The sequence below is a fragment of the Nocardia citri genome (genome assembly GCF_054065835.1).
The window spans coordinates 39741-62943 of record NZ_JBSUQM010000024.1; the positions used below are offsets into that span (position 1 = coordinate 39741).

General features: G+C 63.3%; 26 protein-coding genes. 14 read left to right on the forward strand and 12 right to left on the reverse strand.

Annotation, left to right across the window (positions count from 1 at the left end; translation table 11 throughout):
- Window positions 1-23 precede the first annotated feature (23 nt).
- The 9 genes from ACW2Q0_RS25205 to ACW2Q0_RS25245 form a co-directional block, all read right to left on the reverse strand.
- The gene (locus tag ACW2Q0_RS25205) at window positions 24-1154 is read right to left on the reverse strand and encodes a WXG100 family type VII secretion target (protein ID WP_457193381.1); all 1131 of its coding nucleotides are present in this window, start codon (window positions 1152-1154) and stop codon (window positions 24-26) included.
- Window positions 1151-1621 (reverse strand): hypothetical protein, encoded by a 471-nt coding sequence (locus ACW2Q0_RS25210; RefSeq protein ID WP_457193382.1) that lies wholly within the window; start codon window positions 1619-1621, stop codon window positions 1151-1153. The genes ACW2Q0_RS25205 and ACW2Q0_RS25210 overlap by 4 nt, the downstream gene beginning before the upstream one ends.
- 41 nt (window positions 1622-1662) lie before the next feature.
- Window positions 1663-2244 carry a DUF3558 domain-containing protein gene (locus ACW2Q0_RS25215; protein WP_457193383.1) on the reverse strand — a complete coding sequence of 194 codons (582 nt, stop codon included), beginning with the start codon at window positions 2242-2244 and terminating at the stop codon, window positions 1663-1665.
- A gap of 337 nt (window positions 2245-2581) precedes the next feature.
- A complete protein-coding gene (locus ACW2Q0_RS25220) occupies window positions 2582-3133 on the reverse strand; it encodes a hypothetical protein (protein ID WP_457193384.1) in 552 nt (183 codons plus the stop codon).
- Entirely contained in the window at window positions 3133-4026 is an 894-nt protein-coding gene (locus ACW2Q0_RS25225; protein WP_457193385.1) for a hypothetical protein, read from the reverse strand. The genes ACW2Q0_RS25220 and ACW2Q0_RS25225 overlap by 1 nt, the downstream gene beginning before the upstream one ends.
- Before the next feature lie 12 nt (window positions 4027-4038).
- Window positions 4039-4341: a hypothetical protein gene (locus ACW2Q0_RS25230; protein ID WP_457193386.1), complete on the reverse strand. Its 303-nt coding sequence runs from the start codon at window positions 4339-4341 to the stop codon at window positions 4039-4041.
- Window positions 4338-5252, reverse strand: coding sequence for a hypothetical protein (locus tag ACW2Q0_RS25235; protein WP_457193387.1), 915 nt, complete (start codon window positions 5250-5252; stop codon window positions 4338-4340). The genes ACW2Q0_RS25230 and ACW2Q0_RS25235 overlap by 4 nt, the downstream gene beginning before the upstream one ends.
- Before the next feature lie 411 nt (window positions 5253-5663).
- Window positions 5664-5876, reverse strand: a complete 213-nt coding sequence (locus ACW2Q0_RS25240) for a DUF397 domain-containing protein (RefSeq protein WP_457193388.1) — start codon at window positions 5874-5876, stop codon at window positions 5664-5666.
- Window positions 5873-6757 (reverse strand): helix-turn-helix domain-containing protein, encoded by an 885-nt coding sequence (locus ACW2Q0_RS25245; RefSeq protein WP_457193389.1) that lies wholly within the window; start codon window positions 6755-6757, stop codon window positions 5873-5875. Before ACW2Q0_RS25245 ends, ACW2Q0_RS25240 begins: the two co-directional genes overlap by 4 nt.
- A 238-nt stretch (window positions 6758-6995) precedes the next feature.
- On the opposite strand from ACW2Q0_RS25245, the gene ACW2Q0_RS25250 reads away from it, so the two are divergent.
- From ACW2Q0_RS25250 to ACW2Q0_RS25270, 5 genes are all read left to right on the forward strand, one after another.
- Entirely contained in the window at window positions 6996-7454 is a 459-nt protein-coding gene (locus tag ACW2Q0_RS25250; protein ID WP_457193390.1) for a DNA-directed RNA polymerase subunit beta, read from the forward strand.
- A complete protein-coding gene (locus tag ACW2Q0_RS25255) occupies window positions 7451-7900 on the forward strand; it encodes a DUF4254 domain-containing protein (RefSeq protein WP_457193391.1) in 450 nt (149 codons plus the stop codon). The genes ACW2Q0_RS25250 and ACW2Q0_RS25255 overlap by 4 nt, the downstream gene beginning before the upstream one ends.
- A gap of 455 nt (window positions 7901-8355) precedes the next feature.
- Complete coding sequence (hrcA, locus tag ACW2Q0_RS25260) at window positions 8356-9387, forward strand: heat-inducible transcriptional repressor HrcA (RefSeq protein WP_457193392.1); 1032 nt, start codon at window positions 8356-8358, stop codon at window positions 9385-9387.
- Between the two features lie 96 nt (window positions 9388-9483).
- Window positions 9484-10638 carry a molecular chaperone DnaJ gene (gene dnaJ, locus ACW2Q0_RS25265; RefSeq protein WP_457193393.1) on the forward strand — a complete coding sequence of 385 codons (1155 nt, stop codon included), beginning with the start codon at window positions 9484-9486 and terminating at the stop codon, window positions 10636-10638.
- A 3-nt stretch (window positions 10639-10641) separates the two neighbouring features.
- Window positions 10642-11382, forward strand: a complete 741-nt coding sequence (locus ACW2Q0_RS25270) for a 16S rRNA (uracil(1498)-N(3))-methyltransferase (RefSeq protein WP_457193394.1) — start codon at window positions 10642-10644, stop codon at window positions 11380-11382.
- A gap of 87 nt (window positions 11383-11469) precedes the next feature.
- Here ACW2Q0_RS25270 and ACW2Q0_RS25275 read toward each other — a convergent pair whose 3' ends face one another.
- Window positions 11470-12684: a hypothetical protein gene (locus ACW2Q0_RS25275; protein ID WP_457193395.1), complete on the reverse strand. Its 1215-nt coding sequence runs from the start codon at window positions 12682-12684 to the stop codon at window positions 11470-11472.
- Window positions 12684-13619 (reverse strand): metal-dependent hydrolase, encoded by a 936-nt coding sequence (locus tag ACW2Q0_RS25280; protein WP_457193396.1) that lies wholly within the window; start codon window positions 13617-13619, stop codon window positions 12684-12686. Before ACW2Q0_RS25280 ends, ACW2Q0_RS25275 begins: the two co-directional genes overlap by 1 nt.
- A 228-nt stretch (window positions 13620-13847) precedes the next feature.
- On the opposite strand from ACW2Q0_RS25280, the gene ACW2Q0_RS25285 reads away from it, so the two are divergent.
- The gene (locus ACW2Q0_RS25285) at window positions 13848-14474 is read left to right on the forward strand and encodes a TetR/AcrR family transcriptional regulator (protein ID WP_457193397.1); all 627 of its coding nucleotides are present in this window, start codon (window positions 13848-13850) and stop codon (window positions 14472-14474) included.
- Here the strand turns inward: ACW2Q0_RS25285 and ACW2Q0_RS25290 are convergent.
- Window positions 14409-15746 carry an MFS transporter gene (locus ACW2Q0_RS25290; RefSeq protein ID WP_457193398.1) on the reverse strand — a complete coding sequence of 446 codons (1338 nt, stop codon included), beginning with the start codon at window positions 15744-15746 and terminating at the stop codon, window positions 14409-14411. The two genes, ACW2Q0_RS25285 and ACW2Q0_RS25290, sit on opposite strands and share 66 nt — an antisense overlap.
- Before the next feature lie 88 nt (window positions 15747-15834).
- Between ACW2Q0_RS25290 and ACW2Q0_RS25295 the strand changes: the two genes are divergently transcribed.
- The 8 genes from ACW2Q0_RS25295 (at window position 15835) to ACW2Q0_RS25330 (ending at window position 23202) form a co-directional block, all read left to right on the forward strand.
- On the forward strand, window positions 15835-16749 hold the full coding sequence (locus ACW2Q0_RS25295) for a LysR family transcriptional regulator (RefSeq protein ID WP_457193399.1): 915 nt from the start codon (window positions 15835-15837) through the stop codon (window positions 16747-16749).
- 213 nt (window positions 16750-16962) lie between these two features.
- Complete coding sequence (locus tag ACW2Q0_RS25300) at window positions 16963-18063, forward strand: PhoH family protein (protein WP_457193430.1); 1101 nt, start codon at window positions 16963-16965, stop codon at window positions 18061-18063.
- Between the two features lie 76 nt (window positions 18064-18139).
- A complete protein-coding gene (gene ybeY / locus ACW2Q0_RS25305) occupies window positions 18140-18694 on the forward strand; it encodes an rRNA maturation RNase YbeY (RefSeq protein WP_040688009.1) in 555 nt (184 codons plus the stop codon).
- Complete coding sequence (locus ACW2Q0_RS25310) at window positions 18691-20040, forward strand: hemolysin family protein (RefSeq protein WP_457193400.1); 1350 nt, start codon at window positions 18691-18693, stop codon at window positions 20038-20040. Before ybeY ends, ACW2Q0_RS25310 begins: the two co-directional genes overlap by 4 nt.
- The gene (locus ACW2Q0_RS25315) at window positions 20037-20396 is read left to right on the forward strand and encodes a cytidine deaminase (RefSeq protein ID WP_457193401.1); all 360 of its coding nucleotides are present in this window, start codon (window positions 20037-20039) and stop codon (window positions 20394-20396) included. Before ACW2Q0_RS25310 ends, ACW2Q0_RS25315 begins: the two co-directional genes overlap by 4 nt.
- Window positions 20389-21300, forward strand: coding sequence for a GTPase Era (gene era / locus ACW2Q0_RS25320; protein ID WP_457193402.1), 912 nt, complete (start codon window positions 20389-20391; stop codon window positions 21298-21300). Before ACW2Q0_RS25315 ends, era begins: the two co-directional genes overlap by 8 nt.
- Window positions 21301-21481: 181 nt before the next feature.
- Entirely contained in the window at window positions 21482-22255 is a 774-nt protein-coding gene (recO, locus tag ACW2Q0_RS25325; RefSeq protein WP_457193403.1) for a DNA repair protein RecO, read from the forward strand.
- 134 nt (window positions 22256-22389) lie between these two features.
- On the forward strand, window positions 22390-23202 hold the full coding sequence (locus ACW2Q0_RS25330; RefSeq protein ID WP_457193404.1) for an isoprenyl transferase: 813 nt from the start codon (window positions 22390-22392) through the stop codon (window positions 23200-23202).
- Window position 23203 lies beyond the last annotated feature (1 nt).

The following is a 23203-nucleotide window of genomic DNA, read 5'->3' on the forward strand; positions in this document are numbered from 1 at the left end:
TCCGATCCTGTTGCGCGGCAATATCAGTCGGTGCCGGCATTGCCGCCGATCACCCCTCCGAACACCGTCTTCGGCATCTCGCCGAGCAGTTCGTCGGTGTTTTCCTGGTTGATCAGGTATTCGGGGATCTTGTGCTCGGACTCATCGTTCTTGCCGCCTGAGCGTCCGCCACCCATTCCGCCCATGCCCGCGATACCGCTGGTGCCACGCCCGGCCGCTGTGGTCGAGGTCGTCGTGGTGCCCGCAGTTCCAGTCGCGCCGGGAACGCCCTGCGTTGTGCGGCCCGGACTCGGCTGGTTCGGCGAGCCCGCGCCGGTCGGCGAACCGGGAGATCCTGGGGTGGATGTGGTGCTGAGTCCGGTCGGCGTCGTCTTACCCGGGTCAGTGAGGGTCGACGGAGTCGTTTGCGTCGGATCGGTTCCCGTGGGCGTTGTGGATGCGGTGGTGGGGTTCGTTGAGCTGGCTTGGGTCTGCTCCGGCGTCGTCTGTTCGCCCTGTTCCTTGGAGGTGTCCGGCTTGCCTTCGCTTTCGGTGCCGGAACCCGTTGTGCCGGGGGAGTTTCCGGGACCGCCCGAGTTCGTCCCGCCGTCATCCCCGCCGGGCCGTGGCGCAGTGATATCGACCGACTTGGTTGGGCTCGTCGGTGCCGAGAGCACCGGAATTTTTCCGTCCAGTGAACTGAATGGCCGAACATATTGCTCGTCCATCGCTTTACGAGCCTTCTCGGATTCCTCATTCTGCTCGCGTTGCAGGTCCCAGCGGTGCGGTGGCCAAGCCCATGAGGTCCAGGTGACGACAACGGGATCGGGGAGGGCCTTCTTGGTTTCGGAGATGGCGACGGCGGCGTCGCTGACCCGTGAGTACAGTTCGGCGAGAGCAGGAGTCAGATTGCGGGCGTCGTTGGTGTAGTTCTGGATCGATTCCTTCGATTTCTCGGCGGCCGGGCCGGACCACGCCTGCGCGATGGAGTTCTGGATCGAGCGGGCAAAGGTTTCGACGCCCTGCTCCCAGTCCTGGTGCACCTTCCAGTACTTTTCGGCCTGATTGATCGCGTCGGTGGGGTCGAGCGGGTTGAAGGCGTCCTTGATATCTGGATGCTCCCAGCTGTCGGAATGTTCGCCGTTATTGATCCGGGTCGGCTCGTAGCCGCTCATTTGGTCCGCCCACCGGGGAGGAGGTAGGGGCCGGACGGCAGCGACACCGGGGCACGTTCCGGCAGGGTTGATTCGAGGCTGGTGAACTTGGCGGCGAAATCGCTGTCGGCCTGCATCATTCGTTCGCGGATGATCCGGTGGACTTCTTGGATGTCTTCGACGATCTTGTAATGCTGCTCCATGATCTCCCACACGGAGTTGCCGTCTTCTGCGCCCTTTGCCTTTTTCTTGAAGCGGTCGACCAGGGTACGTGCCGAGACCAGGCGGTCATTGCTTTCGCCGAGGCCCCAATGCGTTTGCTCTGCAACCTCTTTCATGGTCTTTTGGACATTCCGGATAGCTTCTTTGAAGTACTGGCAATCGCGATCGATGTAGATGAAGTCCTCTGGTCTCATCTCGATCGCGAGCTCCCCTTCCTTGGCGGCGGTGAGAATGTTCGCCATCGGCCGCGGCGTATCGTCACCCATATACTCGTTCCCTCCAAGTGAGACCGATCGCTGTCAGCATGTCATGTGTTGGCGGGCATTGTCGGTACGACCTTCTCAGCCAATGTTTGGGCGAGTTGGCAGGTGTCGAGCTTCCCGGTGTTCTTGTTCGATGGCGGATTGTCGAGGAAGAACTCGAGGCTGCCGCCCTTCATCTCGACGTTTACCACGCACGATGTTTCGGGATCGTCATCGGACTGGCGGGTTGTGATCGCCTGGCGACCACTGATCGTGAACTCGTGAGTGTTGGGAAACTTCTTGTTCCGCACCATGTCAACAGTGATGTTCGTCGTTCGAATGCTTGTCGCATACCCATCCGGTTGAACCCAGCCGCATCCGCGCCACTTGATCCCGCCGGACGCATTCGAATCGTCTTTGTCTTTGTGACGCAGCTTCTCTGAGTCCAATACGCTCTGCGGAATGTCTGTGCACGGGTTGTACCCGCTGGGCACGTCTGCAGCAACACTTGTCTTCGAACCTGACGAGCCGTTCGCGCCTGTGCTCGGCTGCCCATTTCCCTTGTCGGGGCCCCCGCACCCCGCCAACACGAACGCGGCACCAAGCGCGACTCCCGCCACCTGCCACGACTTCGACCTGCTCGTCATCGGGTCCTTCGCAGCCGGTGCCCGCACTTGGTCTGCCGGGACCGGACCGGCTCCTCCGCCCCCTGTCAGCATGTCTGCTGAAGTTACCGGCGTCGCGCTGGCCGTGCAAGCGCGCCATCTACTGGACTGCCCTGTCATTATCGAAAAGAGTTGAAGCCTTTGCCCTCCAGCGCCGGTACCGAAAAGCGTTGGCTGCCAGTACTTCTGCGTAAGCATAGATGCGATCTGCGGCACAGGGGGCGTCCGGTACTTCGCCAATCAACGCAACGTACGCCAACGCCAACGGTGACGACAGTCTCGAGTGAGTTCAGGTCCGGCCCGTTCCCAGTGCTCGACTCTATTGCCTGAGATGGCGGGTCAACCCGATGCAGAATTCAGCAACGCGGAGCAGCTGTTCATCGGTTAGAGCCAGTCTTCCGCTGGGAGTCCGTGCGTGATCTTCACTTATTTGGATCACCCCTTCCCGCTCGTTGTTGCGGGTAATAATATCGATAAGACCATATGGGCGGCCATCGAAGATCCAGGTCGGTTCCGACGTGCCGCTGATCGGCTTCATCATCGGGGTCGGGTTCCAGGTTGTGCTTGGATTGCCGACAAAAGCGATTGAAGCGTATGCGACCATTTCGGAATTTGCTTCGACAGAACAGCCTCCAGACCCATATATCACCTTTCCAAGATCATCGTCTGCCTTGATTCTGAGATCTTGCACCATCAGATCGTTAGCGAAGAAACTCGACAATGCATTGCACATATCTTGCAATGTGAAAGCTGCTGGAGTGGTTGGAACAGACTGGGCGGCAGTAGGTGCTGGTGCGGGCGTAGATTCTGTGCACGCCGCCGAGAGTGCTAATACTACAGCACCAACAGCGGCGAGCACCGGTTTATTCATCACTTGGTTCTAGCTTTCCAGTCCGACCCGTCGCCATCAAGCACGCTAGCGTCGGCGTAATCGAGATTGTATTTGTAGGGCTTGCCTTCGCTGTCAGTCCCCATGGCTTCAACATGGATGGATGGCCATTTGTTAAATGGCAGACCTGACTGTGTTGCTACTTCGGCCGCAATATTGTTACCAGCAATCATGTTGTTCTGCGCCATGGTCGCACATTCGCCAAGCGTATTGAATATCTTCGTCTGCATCGTTCCCACTGACTTTACCAAATTATCGAGCGTGAGAACCGCGGCCGGACCCTTCATCCAGATACCCGTCATCGTGTTGGCGATTTCATTCTTGAATTCCAGCAGCGCAGTGACCAGCTTCTTGTAAAGATCGAGTACGGCCTTCGCTAGAGTTTCCAGCTGGATGGCGATTTTTTCGCATAGAGCGGCCATGGACGTGAACGCCTCATTTTGCAAACCATAAACGATAAAATATCGCTCGGATGCCACGCCCTCCCATTCGCTGCGAAGATTCGTGGTCTTTGCTTGGCTGCCCGCCTCTACGATGTTTCTTCGGATACTGCGCCAATTGTCCGCTGTGTCGATAAAGGTAATAGGAGTCTTTACGCCAGTTTGGAACTCGGTCAGCTTGTTGAGGACGGAGGTGATAGTCTGTTCGATAGAATCTCTGTGATCTTCGATCTTGTCGATGGCATACTCGCTCGCGAGCATGCCCAGACCTAGTGTGCTGACTGTCAGGCCGATTTCGCCGGTCCGTAACAGGTTAATCAGTTTGTCAACGTCATTCTTATATCCGGATGGTAGTAATTCAAGGTCTTTAGCGACAAGGCGCATAGCATCGATCTGGTTGTTCAGATCTGAGCGCGAGTCAGGTTCAGGTGCCATCGAGTGCAATCCCTATCCGAGAGCGTTGAATTGCTGTGCGCGGGCGGCTTCTTCGTCTTCGTAAGTTTTTGCGGCCTGCCGTAGAATATTGGCAATGTCCTGGCACGCCTTAACGCCCTCCGCTAGCCGATCGTTGACGTACCCCGGCGCTGGCTCATACTTCGTTAAAGATGAAGCGAACACCCCGGCTTCCGCGGCTGTCATCTTGACGCGGTTGGTCATGCCCTGTGCCTCCCCGAGAAATAAGGCAGCCTGTTCCCAATATGCTGCGACCAACTTCATCCGATCCGTCGCAGCTTTGAAGTTTTCTGTCATTGTTGATAATTCACCTGCTCGAGTAATGAACGAACGTGTTGGTCATGCTGGAACTCGAGATCCGGTGTCGAATATTGTGAATAATCTCCCCGCACGCTGAATTGTGGCCGCTGATCGCGGACTTGATCAGCGCACCACAATATCTCATCGACAACGGTTGCAGGGGCCACGGCTTCTGCCCAGCCCGGCCAAATTGTTATCGAATTAATTCTCGTTCGGTCTGCGGTCATGAGCACCGCCGGTTCGCCTTGATGGAATCTTCGGCCATTTATTCGGTACCCATTTTTCGCAATCATGGCGCCGAGCTTGTCCTGGTATTCGGACCACGTGGGCGTCTCGAGTAATAGCATCAGCTGTGTTCGTCGGTCGGGGGCTCCGCAATCGAGATCAATGCCACCATCGGGAAGGAATCTTTGGGTTGACATAATTCGCGCAAGTTCCTGTGCGATAGCAAAGTCATAGGCTTTGAGTAACTCTGCCCCATACTCATGAGGCTGAACTTGCCGACTCCACCTACTATCCAATTCAATTCTAATTGGAAGAAGCCCGCGGTCGAGCTGCATAGAGGCGAACGATGAGCCTGCAAGTTTCCAGGTTTTTACCCAGTCTTGGGATTCGTTCGCTGATTCGGCATAGCCGTGGCGGGGTGCCTGGTGGACCTGGGATGCTTCAAGGTCTGGTCGCTCCCCCGATTGTCCGCCAAATGTGGGAAACGATGGTTGAGATCGCGCCGAGGGAGCAGCCTGGCGATCCGCAGCAGCAGGAGATGTCGCTATGTCAGGGCCGGTCCGGCTAGTCGGCAGCACTGTAGGCGGGACGACCCCGGGGGCGGTTTTGGCAGGCTTGGTGAGAGGCTCATCGTCCCAGAACTCATCCGGGTCGTCGTAGTGGTTGTAATATCCATCTGCCATCAATGCTCTACCTTCCGGCGATGTCCGGCACCCCGTGCGGGGAGCGTTTTCCTCCGGTGAACTGGCATCTGAGACCCCCATCCACCCCAAACGGCCCGCGACTACGGCGGACGCCCCAACTCTCGCTTTCCATGCAAATCTTGTCAACCTGGCAACTTGCGTGCGAAAGCTGCTGCTGTAGAACCGTTTGCGTCTGGCCGACCGCAACTGCGGGCGACCGTGATCACCCTCTCTGTCGTCGAGTTCTTGTCAACCGGTGATCGACAACAGCCCCACAGTGTTGTCGGCTGCGGGTGATCTACGGTAATGGGTTGGGCGACAGGCTGTTTGGGTGCGGCTCGGTTGGACTGAGCCGCCATCCGATCAAAGGCTGCAATGACCCGACCAGGTGCCACTGGCCGGGCCCGTTGCTCAGGCGGATGGGCTGCTGAACTCGCCGCTCGCGACGCCGGCTGTGAAGGAGTCCCATTCGCGTGGGGTGAAGACGAGTGCCGGGCCGCCCGGGTTCTTCGAATCGCGGATGCCGACCATGCCGTCAGTAAGGAACGCGACCTCCACGCATTCCCCTGTGGCGGTGCTGTGGCTGCTCTTGAACCAGCCGCCTCCGTCCAGGTTCACTGTCACTGAGCTAGCTCCTTCGCAATCCTCACGATGAGCGCGCGGCTCTCGGCTTCATGCAACGCTGAACGTTTGATTTCCGCGAGTGCACCGCGATACTTCTCGATCTCTTCTGGCTTCTCCAGATAGAGACTACCCGTGTATCCGTCACAATGAATTATTGGTGGTTCGGTCAGGTGTGCTGTCGGGTGTACTGGAAACTCGAGTAGGACAAAGGGGCCGACGTTGAGCCCGCGGTGCGCTCCGACCGCCGTTGGCACGACGCGAACTGTCACGTTGGGAAGTTTGCTCATCTCGACCAGGTGCCACAACTGGTCTGCCATGACGGCCGGGCCGCCGATCGGCAGCCGCAGAGCCGTCTCGCTCAGTGTCACGTCCATGATGAGCGGGTCACGAGGGTGGGTCACGCGAGCCTGACGCTTCATCCGTAATTCGATGTGCGCCTCGACTTCTGCGGTGTCGAGACTCGGATACCAAGCCCAGGTCAGCGCGCGGTGGTACTCCGGTGTCTGGAGCAGACCGGGAATGAGCTCGGCTTGATAGGTGGTCAGTCGGACAGCCGAGGTCTCCAGGCCGAGATACAGCTCCAGAAACTTCGGGAAGGTGTTGTCGTAGGCATGCCACCAACCCTTTTGCTGTGCTTCCTCGGTCAGGTTCAGCAGGATTCTCATCTCGTCCGGTGTCGCACGGTAAACTTGTCCCAGTTTCTCGATGTCATGCGGGCGCAAGCGAACTGATTGTCCGGTCTCCATCCGCCACATGGTCTGGGCGGAGCAGCTGATCGAGCGGCGCGCGGCTTCCGCTCCGAGTCCAGCGGATTCGCGAAGTTTGCGCAGTTCGCGAGCCAGGAGTCGTCGGGGGAGCGTCGAGCCGACTGCACTGTCCATGTGACCACTTCCTTACTGATTCGAACGATCTGGTTCCGTACTGGAATGACTTTCAGGCAAGTCTTGGAAGATGCATGTTTTCAAGCGAATAGCGAGTGCGGGAACATTGAAACACGCAGGTGATGGGTGCTGTGCTGGTTTCGCGCCAGACGATCCGCAAGTTCGAAACCGGCTCGGCAACAACGAGTCTGGGTGGCCCGGCGCACCCAACGACCACCGATGCGAGTCGAGGCTTCCGATGGACCAGCAAGCGTTCGCCGATACACCTGCTTCGCGTTGCGCCTTCTACCGGCGCATCTGTGGCCTGCCCGCCGGGATTCACCCGGCGGCCGGCCGGATCATCGTAAAAGTCGGTGTTGTCGCGGCGATCACCATGCCAGCGACGTTGGGGCGAATTGTTCGCGACGACATGCTGTTTCGGGGACTCGCCCTCGGGCCGATCATCGCCCATACCCGTTCGGGCAGATGGACTTTCCTGTGTCGCCCCGACCTGCCCGACGATCTGGAACTGTTCGCCGAACTATTTCGAATCGACGTGTCGATCGTGCCCTTCGGCGGTGAGATAGCGCTGCCGTCGCCGGTCGATGCCGATGACTATCGGAGTTGGGTTGTCCCGCCACGGGACACCTACCGTCCTTCGGGCGCGGTGATTGTGGCGGCGGTGCGCGCTTGCGCTGGTCGTGGGGTGGCGCGGTGAGCGAGCGCCAGCGGGGCGGCGAGGTGAACGATCCGCTGCCGACGAGACTGCAACTGCTGCAAGCCTGTCGGGGTTGCATCGCCGACCACCCGCTGTTGCGCTCCGCCCGCGAATTGACAGTGCTGCATGAGCGCCGCCTCGGCGTGGCACCCGGCTCCACAACGAGCATCGACGACGATCGAGCCCGCCTGGTCCGGGAGATCGGCCGCTGGGCCGAAATCCATTTGCCCCCTGCGCATGACGCGGTCTACCTCCACACCGAGACGCTGGGCGCTGTGCTGGATCGCCTGGCGCAGTTCACCGCCTACGCCTACGCAGCCTTGGCCGCCGATCACCAATGGGATTTGTGGCACGCGTGGGATCGCCTGGCCGAATTGGCCGTTGGCTATGAGGATTTGGCCACCGAACTCACGATCGGACGTCGCCGCCTCCCCCGCACCCCCTGACATATTCACCCGCCATTCGCCCCACCTGATACCGCGCCCAACAACGCCGCACCGATCGCCCCACCCCAAGGACCGGCCGCACCCAGGCTGCTGCCGCGCACCGATTCGCGCGCCGCGCATATTCTTCCCAGCGAATTCGTGCGCGCCGCGCGAATCGGTGCGCGTCGCAATCTCCTGATGATGCTGGGGTATCCAACGCTGTGGTGTGGCCCGAGTATGCCGGGGCCGCTGCGGCCAGGGATGCGCACGAGTAGACGCGGGTGCGGCCGGTCCATCCTGACGGGACGTGGATCACAAGGCTCCATGGTTGCCAGGCGTGCGAACGGGCAATTGTCGGGTAGGCAATTAGACTGGATAAATAGACGTACCGAGTAACCTGCATCGAATTCGGGAAGATGTGGATGGTGCGCACGACCGCTACGACATACCCGAGGACGAGCGAGGAGGTGGGGCCCATGTCGAGCACCGAGGATCGGCGCTTCGACGTCCTGCGGGCGATCGTCGCGGACTATGTCGCGACCAAGGAGCCGATCGGGTCGAAGACCCTGGTGGAGCGGCACAACCTCGGAGTGTCCAGCGCGACGGTTCGCAACGATATGGCGGTGCTGGAAGCCGAGGGCTACATTACCCAGCCACACACCAGTTCCGGTCGCATTCCGACCGATAAGGGTTACCGGCAGTTCGTCGACCGCATCGCCGAGGTGAAGCCGCTCTCGCCGGCCGAGCGCCGGGCGATCATGGAATTCCTGGAGTCCGGCGTCGATCTCGATGACGTGCTGCGCCGCGGTGTCCGGCTGCTGGCTCAGCTGACCCGCCAGGTCGCGGTCGTCCAGTATCCGACGGTGTCGGCCTCCACGGTCCGCCACATCGAGGTGGTCGCGCTGAATCCGGCCCGGTTGCTGCTGGTCGTGATCACCGATACCGGTCGTGTCGACCAGCGTCTGGTGGAACTCGGCGCGCTCATCGATGACCAGGACCTCGCCGCCTTGCGCGGCATGCTCGGCGGCGCGATGGACGGCAAGCGCCTGTCCGACGCCTCCGCGGCCGTCGCCGAACTGCCCGAGCGGGCGCCGGTGCGACTGCAGGATGTGCTGGTGCGCGTCTCGACCGTGCTCGTCGAGACCTTGGTCGAGCATCCGGAGGAGCGGTTGGTCCTCGGCGGCACCGCCAACCTGACGCGCAATGCCGCCGACTTCGTCTTCCCTGGTTCGCTGCGCGATGTGCTCGAGGCATTGGAGGAGCAGGTGATCGTGCTCAAGCTGCTCGCCGCCGCTCAGCATCCGGGTACCGTCACGGTGCGCATCGGCGAGGAGACCCAGGTCGAGCAGATGCGCGGGACCTCGGTGGTGTCGACCGGCTATGGTGCGGCGGGTGCGGTGCTCGGCGGTATGGGCGTGCTCGGTCCGACCCGGATGGACTATCCGGGGACCATCGCATCGGTCGCGGCCGTTGCCCGTTATATCGGCGAGGTGCTGGCGGAGCGCTGAGGGACCGACGTCGCTGATACGCTCGATCCTTCGGCGGATAAAGTTGAGTGCATCCGACTAATGCTGTTGCAAACCACCAAGGACTAGAGAACTCAAGTGGCACGGGACTACTACGGACTGCTCGGCGTCGCGAAGAACGCGACCGACCAGGAGATCAAGCGCGCCTACCGCAAGCTGGCGCGGGAGCTCCACCCCGACGTCAACCCCGACGAGGCGGCGCAGGCCAAGTTCAAGGAAGTGTCGACCGCCTATGAGGTGCTGTCGGACCCGGAGAAGCGGCGCGTCGTCGATATGGGCGGCGACCCGCTGGAGTCAGGTGGCGGCGGCGCGGGCTTCTCCGGCGCCGGTTTCGGTGGGCTCGGAGATGTCTTCGAGGCTTTCTTCGGCGGTATGAGCGGTAGCTCCGGCGGGACGCGCAAGCCGCGCGGCCGGGTGCAGCCCGGTGCGGATTCACTGCTGCGGACCCGGCTCAGCCTGGCCGAATGCGCGGTCGGTGTCACCAAGCACCTGACCGTCGACACCGCCATCCTCTGCGATATCTGCCACGGCGCCGGCACCAACGGCAAGTCCAAGGCGGTGCGTTGCGAAACCTGTGGTGGTGCCGGTGAGGTCCAGTCCGTACAGCGTTCGTTCCTCGGTCAGGTGCTGACCTCGCGTCCGTGTCCGACCTGCCGCGGCGCGGGCGAGACCATTCCCGATCCGTGCCACAAGTGCGGTGGCGACGGCCGGGTGCGGGCGCGTCGGGAGATCGCCGCGCCGATTCCGGCTGGTGTCGCCAATGGCATGCGGGTGCGGCTGGCGGCGCAGGGCGAGGTCGGTCCCGGCGGTGGCCACGCGGGCGATCTATATGTGGAGATCGTCGAGCAGCCGCACGATGTCTTCGTGCGCGACGGCGACGATCTGCACTGCACCATCCGGGTGCCGATGGTCGATGCCGCGCTCGGCACCACAGTCGTCGTCGACACCATCCTGGACGGCCCGACCGAGCTGACCATTCCACCGGGCACCCAGCCGGGTGAGATCCCGGTGCTGCGCGGCCACGGTATGCCGCGACTGCGCTCCGGTGCGCGCGGTGATCTACTCGCGCATCTGGACATCGTGGTGCCGACCAAACTCGACGCCAAGAGCGCCGATCTGCTGCGCAAGTACAAGGGCATGCGCACCGGTGAACGTGCCGAGGTGATGTCGGCGCAGTCCGAGCACAACAGCGGCTTGTTCGCCCGGCTGCGGGCGTCGTTCAGCGGGCGATAGTCGTTGGCCGCCACGGTTTTCTATCTCGACCGCATTCCGGAGCCCGGAGCCGTCGCGGTCCTCGACGGTGCGGAGGGGCGGCACGCCGCGACGGTGCGCCGCACCCGGGTCGGCGAGGCGATCACGTTGTCCGACGGGAACGGTTTGCTGGCCGAATCGGAAGTCGTTGCGGCGCAGAAGGATCGGCTGGAGTTGACGGTACTGAGCCGGGTCCTTTCCGAGCCGCCGCGGCCACGGGTGACGGTTGTCCAGGCGCTGCCCAAGTCCGACCGTTCCGAGCTGGCGGTCGAGCTGATGACCGAGGCCGGCGCCGACGCCATCATTCCGTGGCAGGCGCACCGCTGCGTCGCGAACTGGGAAGGTAAGGCGCACAAGGCCGTCGAGAAGTGGCGTGGCGCCGCCCGCTCGGCTGCCCGGCAATCGCGGCGGGCCTACATCCCCGAGGTGGCCGACCTTCGGCACACCCACGATCTGCTCGACAGCATCCGCGATATCGTCGCCGCGGGCGGAGTCGTCGTGGCACTGCACGAATCCGGCGTCGCCCGCTTCGTCGAACTTCCTTTCGACAAGGCCACCGAGGTCATGCTGATCGTCGGTCCCGAAGGCGGACTGGATGATTCGGAGCTCAGTGCCTTCGCCGCGGCCGGTGCGGACGTAACCCTGCTCGGCCCAACGGTTCTGCGCACTTCGACCGCGGCCGCCGTCGCCCTCGGCGCCTTGGGAGCGTTGACCCCCCGCTGGTGAAGTCAGGGCCGGATGGTGCTGACCACCCGAACGGCACCTCGCCCGGCCCCGTGACGGTGCGACCGATGAACAACTGGCCGTCGAGGTCTAGACGACTCCGAGCTCACCGCCTTCGCTGGCGTGGACGCCGAGGTAGCCTTGGTCGGCCGCACCGCCGTCGCCCGCGGTGCTTCGACCGCTCGCCGGCAGCGAGTCGGGTGCTCGATGCGGCACCGTGAAGATGGCGATCACGCAGAGTATTGCGACGGCGAAGCATGCCAGCGCGTACCAGAGGTTCCCGATGGGGTCGCCATTACTTGTCGAACCGTCGACGGCAGCGAAGTAATCGGGCAGTGCACTCACCCACAGCACTACCATCACGCCCAGATATACCACGCTATAAATTCGCACGAAACCGTTCGTGTAGTGCGGAGTATCCGAATCTTCTCGCCGTGACCGTAGCCATACGCGAGTCAGAATCGGAATCGCGACGATGCTGACGATGACCAGTTCGGCCGCATAGAGGAATCCCCGCAGGGCGGTGTTCCCGGCGCCGAAAAGCGTTGCCGGGATGGGTAATATGCCCGTACCCAAAGATCCGAGAAGGCCGACAGCGACCGTGCGCCACACCAATTGCGGTCCGGAGAAAGTCCGCCCCTGGTCGATATGGCGACCGACGAGCAACTGGACGCAGAACGCCAGAGACATCGGCCACAGTGCGGCGAATACCACCACGCTCGGTAGCGGTACCGAATCGAACATCGGTTGATTGAGTGGGTTTTCGACCGACCACTCCCACCAGCGCAGCTGCGGTCCGAGATGATCGAAGATCTCATAGAAACCGTGGTGCACGAACCCCACGCAGACCGCGCCGACCAGAACACCGTACCGGCGGAAAACTCCCAGCATTCTGACGATTTCGAAAGCCAGTGTGGCCATCAGTGGGTAAATCGCGACGATATAGAGCGGAAGTCGACCCCAGAGGAAATCCACGGTGAAAACGTTGTGCGCGAACATCGTGTCGACGTGTTCGTCGATACCGAAGGCCGCGGGAAAGTACAGCGGCGGTTCGATTATGAACAGATACGCCGTCGCGCCGAACCAGACCACGAGATCGGTGGGATCGCCGTGACGTCGCAATCGCACAATCGCATAGACCAGCGCGAGCGCCGCGCCGAGGACGATGGTGAACTCCAGCACCGGCAGCGTCCAGTTCTCCAGTGCGAAAGGGTTTCGCACCGCGACCAGTCCACCGGCCTCCTGACAGGAAAAGCCGAGCGCCCGCGCGAGCTGGTCGAAGGTTGGTGCGCAATGATCGGCCATCAGTCCACCTGCCGCGCCGCGACGGTATCGGCGGTGTACCAGTGCGATACGTCGTAACCGGTGTTATAGCGTTCGAACCACACATCGGCGAGCGCTGGCAGCTTCTCGTGATTCGGATTGTGTTTGGGCAACTGACTGCGGATGATGCCCACCATGGCGATCAGTTGTTCGCCGAGTCGCAGATCGTCGAATGCGCGCGACATCGGGCCGTTGTCCTCCATGCGCAGCCGCAACAACTTCCGCAGCTTCTGCTCGGCCCGGTACGACCCGAACATCGCCAGCGCATCGATGCGCCGATCTTCCTGCGGCACATGCTTATTGAAGCCAACGCAGGCCAGTCTGATGACCTTCATGACGTGCCGGAAGATCGACGGGGCCATGCGCATCCGGTAGGCGTCGCTGCCGACAACGGAATCGAAGATGATCAGCGCCGAACTCCGATGTTCGACTTCCTCGACGAAATGCCAGATGAACAATGACGCGACGCGGTCATCTCCCGGTCGGAACAGGGTCGAATCGTTGTCGAGCATCAGTTTGAACACCGGGGTGAAGGTGGCCTCCAGATCGGCGGTGTAGGCGAGCCGATATTCCAGGGAGGTGTTCACCGTGAGGCGGTCGAATTCCGCGATTACTTCGTTGAGGGTTTCCTGGAGCCCCGGGTAGCTCCTGATCAGTGCGTTGGCGTGCTGGCGGTGGGCGGTCGAGTGCTGCCCCTCCTGACGCACGAATGCGTTGGCTTCCTCCGCGACCGCTGGATCGGTGATTCGCGGCATGGCCTCGCGAATCATGTTGACGATCATTTTCTCGAAGCCGATGGCCAGGAATGACACCGCATTGGCCATGGCGGAGAAGGCCGGATTGTCTTCGTTCCACAGGAACGGTACGTCGTAGTCCGCGAATGCGAATCGCATCTTTCGGACCTGTAGATCGGTCACTTGGCTGCACCTCGTATGTCGAAAAGTGAACTGGTAGCCGCGCTCGGATGCACCGAAGCCTTGATGCGCTGATCATACACATCAAGATGCAAGTGTATGATAACAATCATAGCTATCGCCTCGAGCTGGGAAAACATCGACGGAATGCCCCTGTGGTAGCGTCGAATCCCCGATCCGGAGGGGTCGATATCGCACCCGACGGGCATGGTCGAACCGAGGAAGCGAGCAGTGGCAGGAAGGCGTGGGTGGGGCGGGAGTCCACCGAACAGCGATGACGAAGCATCCCGTCGAATAGTCGCCGCCGCAGTCGATCTGATCGGACGGACGGGTTCGGAGATCAGCATCGCCGACGTCGCGGAGTCGCTCGGTGTCATCCGCCAGACGGTGTATCGCTACTTCCCCAGTGCGGACGCGCTGATGCAGGCCGCGGCGATCGCGTCGGTCGATGGTTTTCTGGATCGGCTGACGAAGCAGGTCAGCGGTATCGAGGACCCGGTCGAAGCCATGACCGAAGGCGTGGTCTTCACGCTGGCCGATGTGCGCCGGACACCCCATCTGGGCATTCTGCTGTCGAGTACATACTCGAAGGTGCACCCCGAAGGCCTGACCTCCGATGCGGCGCAGACCTTCGGCATGACGATGATCAAACGCTTCGATGTCGACTGGGAGCGGTACGGATACGACGACGCATCGCTGCACGAGCTCGTCGAATACATTCTGCGAACGATGCAGTCGTTCTTCGTATCGCCGGGCAGTCCGCCCCGCAGCGACGATGAGCTGCGCCGATATCTACGACGCTGGATGGGATCCGCGATCGTGGCCCAACCGAAGCCGGACGGTCAGCGCCCGCAATGACCCGGTTGCCGCGGCGGTGCGAGCTGCGGCCGCTTGTACTCGGCGATGCGCATACTGCGAACCGGCAACGGCTTCGAATTCGCGGCGAGCGTGAATCGTCAAATACCACACCAGAACTGCGGCCACGGCCAGTAGCGACCCGACACAAGCCGTAAGGCCGACCCATCCCGCCGTCGCATACGCGATGCCCGTAGCGCTGCCGATGACGGCGCCGCCGAAGTAGTAGGTGAACAGGTACAGCGATGATGCGGCGCCCCGGTATCCCGGAGCCATCGCGCCGACCCAGGTGCTCGCCACCGCGTGGGCACCGAAAAAGCCTGCGGTGCAGAGGGAAATACCCAGAATGACCGCGATCAGCTGGTCCGGGATGGTGACTAGGACGCCGATCCCCATCAGCAAGACGGCGGCCGCGAGCACGCGGTGCTTGCCGATGCGATCGGCCCAACGTCCGGCTGCGGCGGAGGCGAGCGTACCCGCGAGGTACAGCAGGAATACCGAACCCGCCACGGCCGCAGGCAATTCGAACGGCGCTCGGGTCAGCCGATAGCCGAGGTAGTTGTAGATCGATACGAATCCGCCGAACAGCACGAAGGCCAGTCCGAACAGGGCCCGCAGCCCGCCGTGACGCAGCGGCGCGCCGAGATCGCGCAGCGCGGTGCGCATTCCGGCGGGTCGAGCGACGAACCCACGTGACGGCGGCAGCGCGCGCACGAACCAGACGGTGCAACCTGCCGCCGCGACGGCAATCGCGGCCTCTGCCCAGCGCCACGAGGCCAGGTCCAGTGCGAATGCCGGAATCAGCCGCCCGCTCAACCCGCCGATCGAGGTGCCCGCGACATAAATCCCCATCGCGGCGCCCAAGCCATTGCCGCCGATCTCCTCCGCCAGATACGCCATGGCGACCGCGGGTACCCCGGCCAATGCGACGCCCTGCAGCGCCCGCCCCGCCAGCAGCACCTCGAGCGATGGGCTCAGCGGCAGCAGCAATCCGATGACAGCCGACATCACCGCCGACCAGGTCATGACCCTGGTCCGCCCGAGCCGGGAGGACAACGCACTCACCGGCACGATCGCCAGCGCGAGAAACCCGGTGGTCGACGACACGGCCAGCGCGGCCCGCGCCGGTGCGACGCCGAAGGCCGCCGACAGACTCGGCAGCAATGCCTGCGTGCTGTACATCGACGCGAAGGTGGTCAGGCCCGCGGCGAACAGTGCCGCGGTGATCCGGCGTGCGTGCGATGTGCTGGATGAGCAGGTATGCGTGCTGGTCATGGCATCAGGATCAGCACTCTCGGTTAATAACGGAAATGAATAGTATTCTGGTTTCTAATGCGTTAGAGGCATAAGGAAAGGTCTGTACGTGCTGGGTGAGGACCTGCTGTGGTTCACAACACTCGCCGAACTGGAGCGCGTCGGCGCGGCCGCTGAGCGGCTGCACATCGCCCAGCCGACGCTCTCACGCATGCTGGCCCGCCTCGAGCGCCGCCTCGGTGTCGACCTGTTCGACCGCCACGGAAAACGCATCGTGCTGAACGAGTTCGGCCGCACGTACTACGAACACACCCGCCGTGCCCAGTCCGAACTCGATGCCGCCGCCCAGGCCGTCGCCGACCTCGCGGATCCGGCGAAAGGCCTTGTCCGCCTGTCGTTTCAGCACTCCTTCGGCGGCTGGCTGATCCCGCGACTGATCGGTGGCTTCCGGCGCGGCTCGCCGCGTATCTCGTTCAGCCTCCGGCAGGGCGCCTTCGATGCGGTAGTCGATCAGATAGTCGACGGCACAGCCGATTTGGCGACCGTCTCGCCGCGCCCCGCGGCGAATGTCGGCTGGCACACATTGCTCGCGCAGCCGCTGGTGCTGGCCGTGCCGGCGGAACATCGGCTCGCTGCCCGCCGGCAGATCCGGTTCGCCGAACTCGGCGACGCCGAATTCATCACCATGCATACGGGTTTCGGTATGCGCCGCATTTTCGACGAACTCTGCGCCGCCGCGAATATCCGCCCCCGCATCGCCTTCGAATCGAGCGATCTGGTCACCGTCGCCGGACTGGTCGCGGCCGGACTCGGCGTCGCGGTGCTGCCGCTGGAAGATCCGACGCCTGCCGCCGGCTCGCTATCGGGTGTCGTGACCGTCCCGCTCGCCGATGCCGGAGCCGTGCGCGATGTGGGGCTCATCTGGTCGGCGACCGCTGCGCCATCGGATGCGGTGCGTCGATTTCGTGACTTCACCGAGGATTGGGCCCGCCGGCGCGGGGGAATCCAGATGCCACGACGGTAGGCAGCGGTCAGTAGGCAATCCCACGCCAGGTGCTGGCCTTTTCGAGCGATCGGCAAGCAATCGCTATGGCCGAGGCGGCCGTTTAATCACTGCGTGTTGTCGGTGGGGCGCGTTAAACTTTCATCAACGAGCAATTCGAGACCGGAAAGCAGGCTATAGCCACTTTTGAGAACACAAGGCGAGATCGGCGATCCGAGTACACCCACGGCAGGCATGAGCTCCTCCACCCGGCCGACTGCGGCGGCTTCCATCTCCGGTGGTGCGGACAACGGTTCGGGTCCGGCAGCGCGCACCGTGCGTTCCAGCATCGAACTCGCTCCCGAATCCGTGTTCCCCTTCCTCGGTTCGGCCGACCAGAACCTGCGCGAGCTGGAGCAGTTGCTGGATGCGGACATCCATGTCCGCGGCAATTCCGTCACCCTGACCGGCAAGGCGGCCGATGTCGCGCTCGCCGAGCGCGTTATCGAACAGCTCGTCGCGCTGACCGGCCGCAATCGAGTGGTGACGCCGGAGGCGGTGCGCCACACCGTTTCGATGCTCACCGAGGGTTCCTCGGAATCGCCGGCCGAGGTGCTGAGCCTGGACATCCTGTCCCGGCGCGGTAAGACCATCCGCCCCAAGACGCTCAACCAGAAGCGCTATGTCGACGCGATCGACGCCAACACCATCGTGTTCGGCATCGGCCCCGCGGGCACCGGTAAGACGTATCTGGCGATGGCCAAGGCCGTGCAGGCCTTGCAGACCAAGCAGGTCAATCGGATCATCCTCACCCGTCCCGCCGTCGAGGCGGGCGAGCGGCTCGGCTTCCTGCCCGGCACGCTGAACGAGAAGATCGACCCGTATCTGCGCCCGCTCTACGACGCGCTGCACGACATGATGGATCCGGAGGCCATTCCGAAACTGATGGCGGCCGGTGTCATCGAGGTCGCGCCGCTGGCTTACATGCGCGGTCGGACATTGAACGATTCGTTCATCATTCTCGACGAGGCGCAGAACACCACGGCCGAGCAGATGAAGATGTTCCTCACCCGGCTCGGATTCGGTTCGAAGATCGTGGTGACCGGTGACGTCACCCAGGTCGACCTGCCCAATGGCGCGCGCTCCGGGCTGCGTGCCGCGAGCGAAATTCTCACCGGTATCGATGACATCCACTTCGCTACGCTCACCAGCAGCGATGTAGTTCGGCACCGGTTGGTCTCCGATATTGTCGACGCCTACGAGCGGGCCGAGGCCGAGCGGATCACCCAGGTCGGACCGCACTATCCGGGCAATCGCGCGCAGCGTCGCGCCGCGAACCGGGCGGATCGGCGATAGTGGCACGGACGTGTCCGGCCCCGCCGCGCCGAGAGCCGCGCGGTGCGGGCCGGGGCACACCGAATACCCTGTTCAGGTGAGCATCGAGATCGCCAACGAATCGGGTGTCGACGTACCCGAAGAAGACCTGGTCAGTGTCGCGCGATTCGTGATCGGTCGGATGGACGTCCATCCGGCGGCCGAACTGTCGATGGTGCTCGTCGATCTCGACACCATGGCGGATCTGCACATGCGCTGGATGGACCTACCGGGCCCGACCGATGTCATGTCGTTCCCGATGGACGAATTGGAGCCCGGCGGTCGCCCCGACAGCGCCGAACCGGGTCCGTCCATGCTCGGCGATATCGTGCTGTGCCCCGAATTCGCCGCGGGTCAGGCCCGCAAGGCCGGTCATTCGCTCGATCACGAACTCGCCCTGCTCACCGTCCACGGCGTGCTCCACCTGCTCGGCTACGACCATGCCGAGCCGGAGGAGGAGAAGGAGATGTTCGCGCTGCAGGCGCGGCTGCTCGAGGAGTGGTACGAGAGCCTGCGCGAGGCACAGCGGCGCGCCGAATTGGCCGAACGCGACGCCCGGCTGCTGGGGAAGGCCGGTTTCACAACGCCCGGTGAGGCGCTAGGCCCCGCGTGAATTCGCTGACCCTGATTCTGCTGGCGATTCTGCTCGTCCCGGTCGGTGGGGTATTCGCCGCTGTCGACTCGGCGCTGAACACCATCTCACCGGCGCGCCTCGACGATATGGTCCGGGCCGAGCGGCCCGGCGCGGTGCGGCTGACCAGAATCGTGGCCGACCGGCCGCGATATGTGAATCTGCTTGTGCTGCTTCGTATCCTGTCCGAAATCTGCGCGACGGTGCTACTGGCGGCGGCGTTGATCCCGCTGTGGGAGCACAATTGGGCGCTGCTGTTCACCGCCGCTGTCATGGTGCTGGTGGACTACGTGGTGATCGGGGTCGGTCCGCGCACGCTCGGTCGTCAGCACGCCTACTCCATCGCCCTGGCCTCGGCGCTGCCGCTGCAATTCATCGGCACGGTGTTGGGTCCGGTCAGCAGGCTGCTGATTCTCATCGGTAATGCGATCACCCCCGGTAAGGGCTTTCGCAACGGCCCCTTCGCATCCGAGATCGAGTTGCGCGAAGTGGTCGAGATGGCCGGTGAACGTGGCGTGGTAGCCGATGACGAACGCCGGATGATCCAGTCGGTCTTCGAACTCGGTGATACCCCAGCCCGCGCGGTCATGGTGCCGCGCACCGAAATGGTCTGGATCGAGGCGGATAAGACCGCGGCGCAGGCGATGTCGCTCGCGGTGCGCAGTGGGCACTCCCGTATTCCCGTGATCGGCGAGAACGTCGACGACATCCTCGGCGTGGTGTACCTGAAAGACCTTGTGCCGTATGCGGATAGAAGTCGCAAGGTGCAGGTGCGCGATGCCATGCGCCCGGCCGTTTTCATGCCCGATTCCAAACCGCTGGACAGCCTGCTCGACGAAATGCAGCGCCGCAGAAACCATATGGCGCTACTGGTCGATGAATACGGCGGCATTGCCGGGCTGGTGACCATCGAGGATGTGCTCGAGGAGATCGTCGGTGAGATCGCCGACGAATACGATACCGACGAAACCCCACCCGTAGAGGACCTCGGCGAGGGCCGCTACCGGGTTTCGGCGCGACTGTCGGTCGACGATCTGGCCGAGCTGTACGGCCTGGAAATCGAGGAGGAGGACGTCGATACCGTCGGCGGCCTACTCGCGCACGCACTGGGCCGGGTACCGCTGCCCGGCTCCAAAGCCGTTGCGCACGGTCTGGTTTTGCGTGGTGAAGGCGGTGCGGACGCACGGGGACGGGTGCGGGTGCACACCGTTGTGGTGCGCAAGGCGCCGGAGAAAACGCGGGCTGACAAGGCCAACGGCAAACGCAAAAGTAACGGATCGGATCGAGAAATCCCGCCCGATCGTGATGAGAACGGAGATGGCGAATGACCGAATTGGATACCGAGGATACCAAACTCGTCGTGCTGGCCAAGGGCGCGCTCGGCCGCACTGGCGGCAGCTCCGGCGCGGCCATCCGCGATACCGACGGCCGCACCTACTCGGCCGGTGATGTCGCCCTGCAGTCCCTGCGATTGACCGCACTGCAGGCCGCCGTCGCGGCCGCGATCTCCAGCGGCGCGGAGGGATTCGAGGCGGCGGTGGTCGTCGGCGGCAGGCTGTCGGATTCGGGTGTCTCCGCGGTGCGTGAGGTTTCGGCCGAGGCGCGCATCGTGTTCACCGACCGCTCGGGTGCGGTCTTCGAAATCGTCGACGATGCTGCGAGCGCGGAGGTGCGGGGTGGCTGATGAGTCCACCGAATTCCGTTCCGGTTTCGTCTGTTTCGTCGGCCGTCCGAATACCGGCAAGTCGACGCTGACCAATGCGCTGGTCGGGCAGAAGATCGCGATCACCTCCTCGCGCCCGCAGACCACCCGCCACACCATCCGCGGCATCGTGCACCGCGATCACGCCCAGCTCATCCTGGTCGACACCCCTGGTCTGCACCGCCCGCGCACCCTGCTCGGCCAGCGTCTGAACGATCTTGTCCGCGATACGTATTCCGAGGTCGACGTGATCGCGCTGTGCATTCCGGCCGACGAGAAAATCGGACCTGGCGATAAGTGGATCCTGCAGCAGATCGCGCAGATGGCGCCGAAGACCACCCTGCTCGGTGTGGTCACCAAGATCGACAAGGTGAGCCGCGACCAGGTCGCCGAACAGCTGATGGCGCTGTCGCGACTGCTCGGCCCGGACCACGATGTCGTACCGGTCTCGGCTGTCAAGGGTGAACAGGTCGAGGTCCTCGTCGACGTCATCGCCGCGAAAATGCCTGAGGGCCCAGCCTTCTACCCGGACGGTGAGCTCACCGACGAGCCCGAGGAAACCCTCATGGCCGAGCTCATCCGCGAGGCCGCCCTGGAAGGCGTCCGCGACGAGCTCCCACATTCGCTCGCCGTGGTCATCGAAGAGGTCCTCCCGCGCGAAGAAGACAAAGACATGCTCGACGTGCATGCCCTGCTCTATGTCGAACGCCCCTCGCAGAAGGCCATCATCATCGGCAAGGGCGGCATCCGCCTCAAAGAGGTCGGCACCAACGCTCGCAAACAGATCGAACACATCCTCGGCGTCCACATCTACCTGCACCTGCACGTCAAGGTTGCCAAGGATTGGCAGCGCGACCCGAAGCAGCTCGGCAAGCTCGGATTCTGATTCGAGGTGTGGTGCCGCAATCACGCTGCCATAGTCTGCCCGTTGGCGGCGCTTCCGTGACGGCTCCGGATGGCCGCATCGTGTCGCGGCTCGAGTGCGCGGCGTGCTCGATCAGCCGCGAAGGTGTTCCGATGACCGTGCCTGGAGGTGTGCGGCGGGGGTTTCGTGGGAGGATGGCGGGGTGCGGTTGTATCGGGACGAGGCGGTTGTGGTTCGCCAGCACAAGCTGGGGGAGGCGGATCGCATTGTCACGTTGTTGACGCGGCAGCACGGGTTGGTGCGGGCGGTGGCCAAGGGGGTGCGGCGGACCAAGTCGCGGTTCGGGGCGCGGTTGGAGCCGTTCGCGTATGTGGATGTGCAGCTGCATCCGGGGCGCACTCTCGACACGGTCACCCAGGTGCACACCATGGAGGCATTCGCCGCCGATATCGTCGACGACTACGGGCGCTACACCACAGCCTGCGCGGTACTCGAGACCGCGGAACGGCTGGCCGGTGAGGAGCGCGCGCCCGCACCGAAGCTGCATGCGCTGACCGCGAGCGCGCTGCGGGCGATTGCCGCCAAACAGCGCCCGCACGAGCTGATCCTCGACGCATACCTGTTGCGCGCCATGGGTTTCGCGGGCTGGGCTCCCGCGTTGGACGAATGTGCGCGCTGCGCGACCCCGGGCCCGCATCGCGCATTCCACGTCGCGGCGGGCGGTGCGGTCTGTGTGCACTGCCGCCCGCCGGGTTCGGCCACTCCGGCCCCGGGCGTGCTGGATCTGTTGATCGCACTGCTGAAGGGTGAATGGGACTATGTCGAACAGGTCCCCGATCAGATCCGCAGACAGGCCAGCGGCCTGGTCGCGGCGCACCTGCAGTGGCATCTGGAACGTCAGCTGCGCACGCTGCCGCTGATCGAGCGGTCGCACCGGACCGTCGCGGAGCCCGCAGCCGCGGGACAGGCGGGCTGAACCGCACCGACTGAGCGGGCCCCCGCACGAGATATTCCGTGGATTTCGGTGTTGAATGGGTGCTCAGGCCAACCTGCTGAGTGCATCGGGTGGTCTGCACAATCCCTCCACAACCATCAGGCAGGATAGTTGCCGTGATCCTCCGTCGAGACTCCGCCGCGCCGACCAGCTCGTCGGGTGCCGAACGCACCGTCCGTCCGCCGTCGCCGCACCCATCGGGGGCAACGCCGCCGCAATTGCCGCCGGAGCTGGTGCCCAATCATGTGGCGCTGGTGATGGACGGCAATGGGCGCTGGGCGCAGGAGCGCGGGTTGCCGCGCACCGCGGGACACGAGCGCGGCGAGGCCGTCCTGATGGACACCGTCGAGGGCTGTATCGAGATCGGCGTGAAGTGGCTCTCGGCCTACGCCTTCTCCACCGAGAACTGGCGGCGCAGCCCGGAGGAGGTGCGCTTCCTCATGGGGTTCAACCGGGATGTCATCCGCCGCCGCCGCGACGAGATGCACGAGATGGGGGTGCGGGTGCGCTGGGCAGGGCGGCGGCCGCGCCTGTGGCGCAGTGTCATCAAAGAACTGGAGATCGCGCAGGAGCTGACCAAGGACAACACGGTGATGACCCTCACCATGTGCGTCAACTACGGCGGTCGCGCCGAAATCGCCGATGCGGCAAGGGAAATCGCGCGTCGCGTGGCCGCGGGCGAAATAGATCCGGAGCGGGTGACCGAGGCGACGATCGCCGAATACCTGGATGAGCCGGATATGCCGGACGTCGATCTGTTCCTGCGCCCTTCCGGCGAATTCCGCAGTTCGAACTTCCTCATCTGGCAGTCCGCCTATGCCGAATACGTCTACCAGGACACGTTGTTTCCCGATTTCGACAGGCGCAGCTTGTGGGAGGCCTGTCTCCAGTACGCTTCGCGTGACCGTCGCTTCGGGGGGACCAAATGAC

Excerpts from the sequence above, each read along its gene's own strand:
- ACW2Q0_RS25275 (WP_457193395.1), bottom strand. The coding sequence starts at position 12,684 with ATGGCCGATCATTGCGCACCAACCTTCGACCAGCTCGCGCGGGCGCTC.
- ACW2Q0_RS25220 (WP_457193384.1), bottom strand. The coding sequence starts at position 3,133 with ATGAATAAACCGGTGCTCGCCGCTGTTGGTGCTGTAGTATTAGCACTC.
- ACW2Q0_RS25225 (WP_457193385.1), bottom strand. The coding sequence starts at position 4,026 with ATGGCACCTGAACCTGACTCGCGCTCAGATCTGAACAACCAGATCGAT.
- ACW2Q0_RS25290 (WP_457193398.1), bottom strand. The coding sequence starts at position 15,746 with ATGACCAGCACGCATACCTGCTCATCCAGCACATCGCACGCACGCCGG.
- ACW2Q0_RS25245 (WP_457193389.1), bottom strand. The coding sequence starts at position 6,757 with ATGGACAGTGCAGTCGGCTCGACGCTCCCCCGACGACTCCTGGCTCGC.
- ACW2Q0_RS25230 (WP_457193386.1), bottom strand. The coding sequence starts at position 4,341 with ATGACAGAAAACTTCAAAGCTGCGACGGATCGGATGAAGTTGGTCGCA.
- hrcA (WP_457193392.1), top strand. The coding sequence starts at position 8,356 with ATGTCGAGCACCGAGGATCGGCGCTTCGACGTCCTGCGGGCGATCGTC.
- ACW2Q0_RS25250 (WP_457193390.1), top strand. The coding sequence starts at position 6,996 with ATGGACCAGCAAGCGTTCGCCGATACACCTGCTTCGCGTTGCGCCTTC.
- ACW2Q0_RS25205 (WP_457193381.1), bottom strand. The coding sequence starts at position 1,154 with ATGAGCGGCTACGAGCCGACCCGGATCAATAACGGCGAACATTCCGAC.
- ACW2Q0_RS25215 (WP_457193383.1), bottom strand. The coding sequence starts at position 2,244 with ATGACGAGCAGGTCGAAGTCGTGGCAGGTGGCGGGAGTCGCGCTTGGT.
- ACW2Q0_RS25300 (WP_457193430.1), top strand. The coding sequence starts at position 16,963 with ATGAGCTCCTCCACCCGGCCGACTGCGGCGGCTTCCATCTCCGGTGGT.
- ACW2Q0_RS25235 (WP_457193387.1), bottom strand. The coding sequence starts at position 5,252 with ATGGCAGATGGATATTACAACCACTACGACGACCCGGATGAGTTCTGG.
- ACW2Q0_RS25210 (WP_457193382.1), bottom strand. The coding sequence starts at position 1,621 with ATGGGTGACGATACGCCGCGGCCGATGGCGAACATTCTCACCGCCGCC.
- ACW2Q0_RS25315 (WP_457193401.1), top strand. The coding sequence starts at position 20,037 with ATGACCGAATTGGATACCGAGGATACCAAACTCGTCGTGCTGGCCAAG.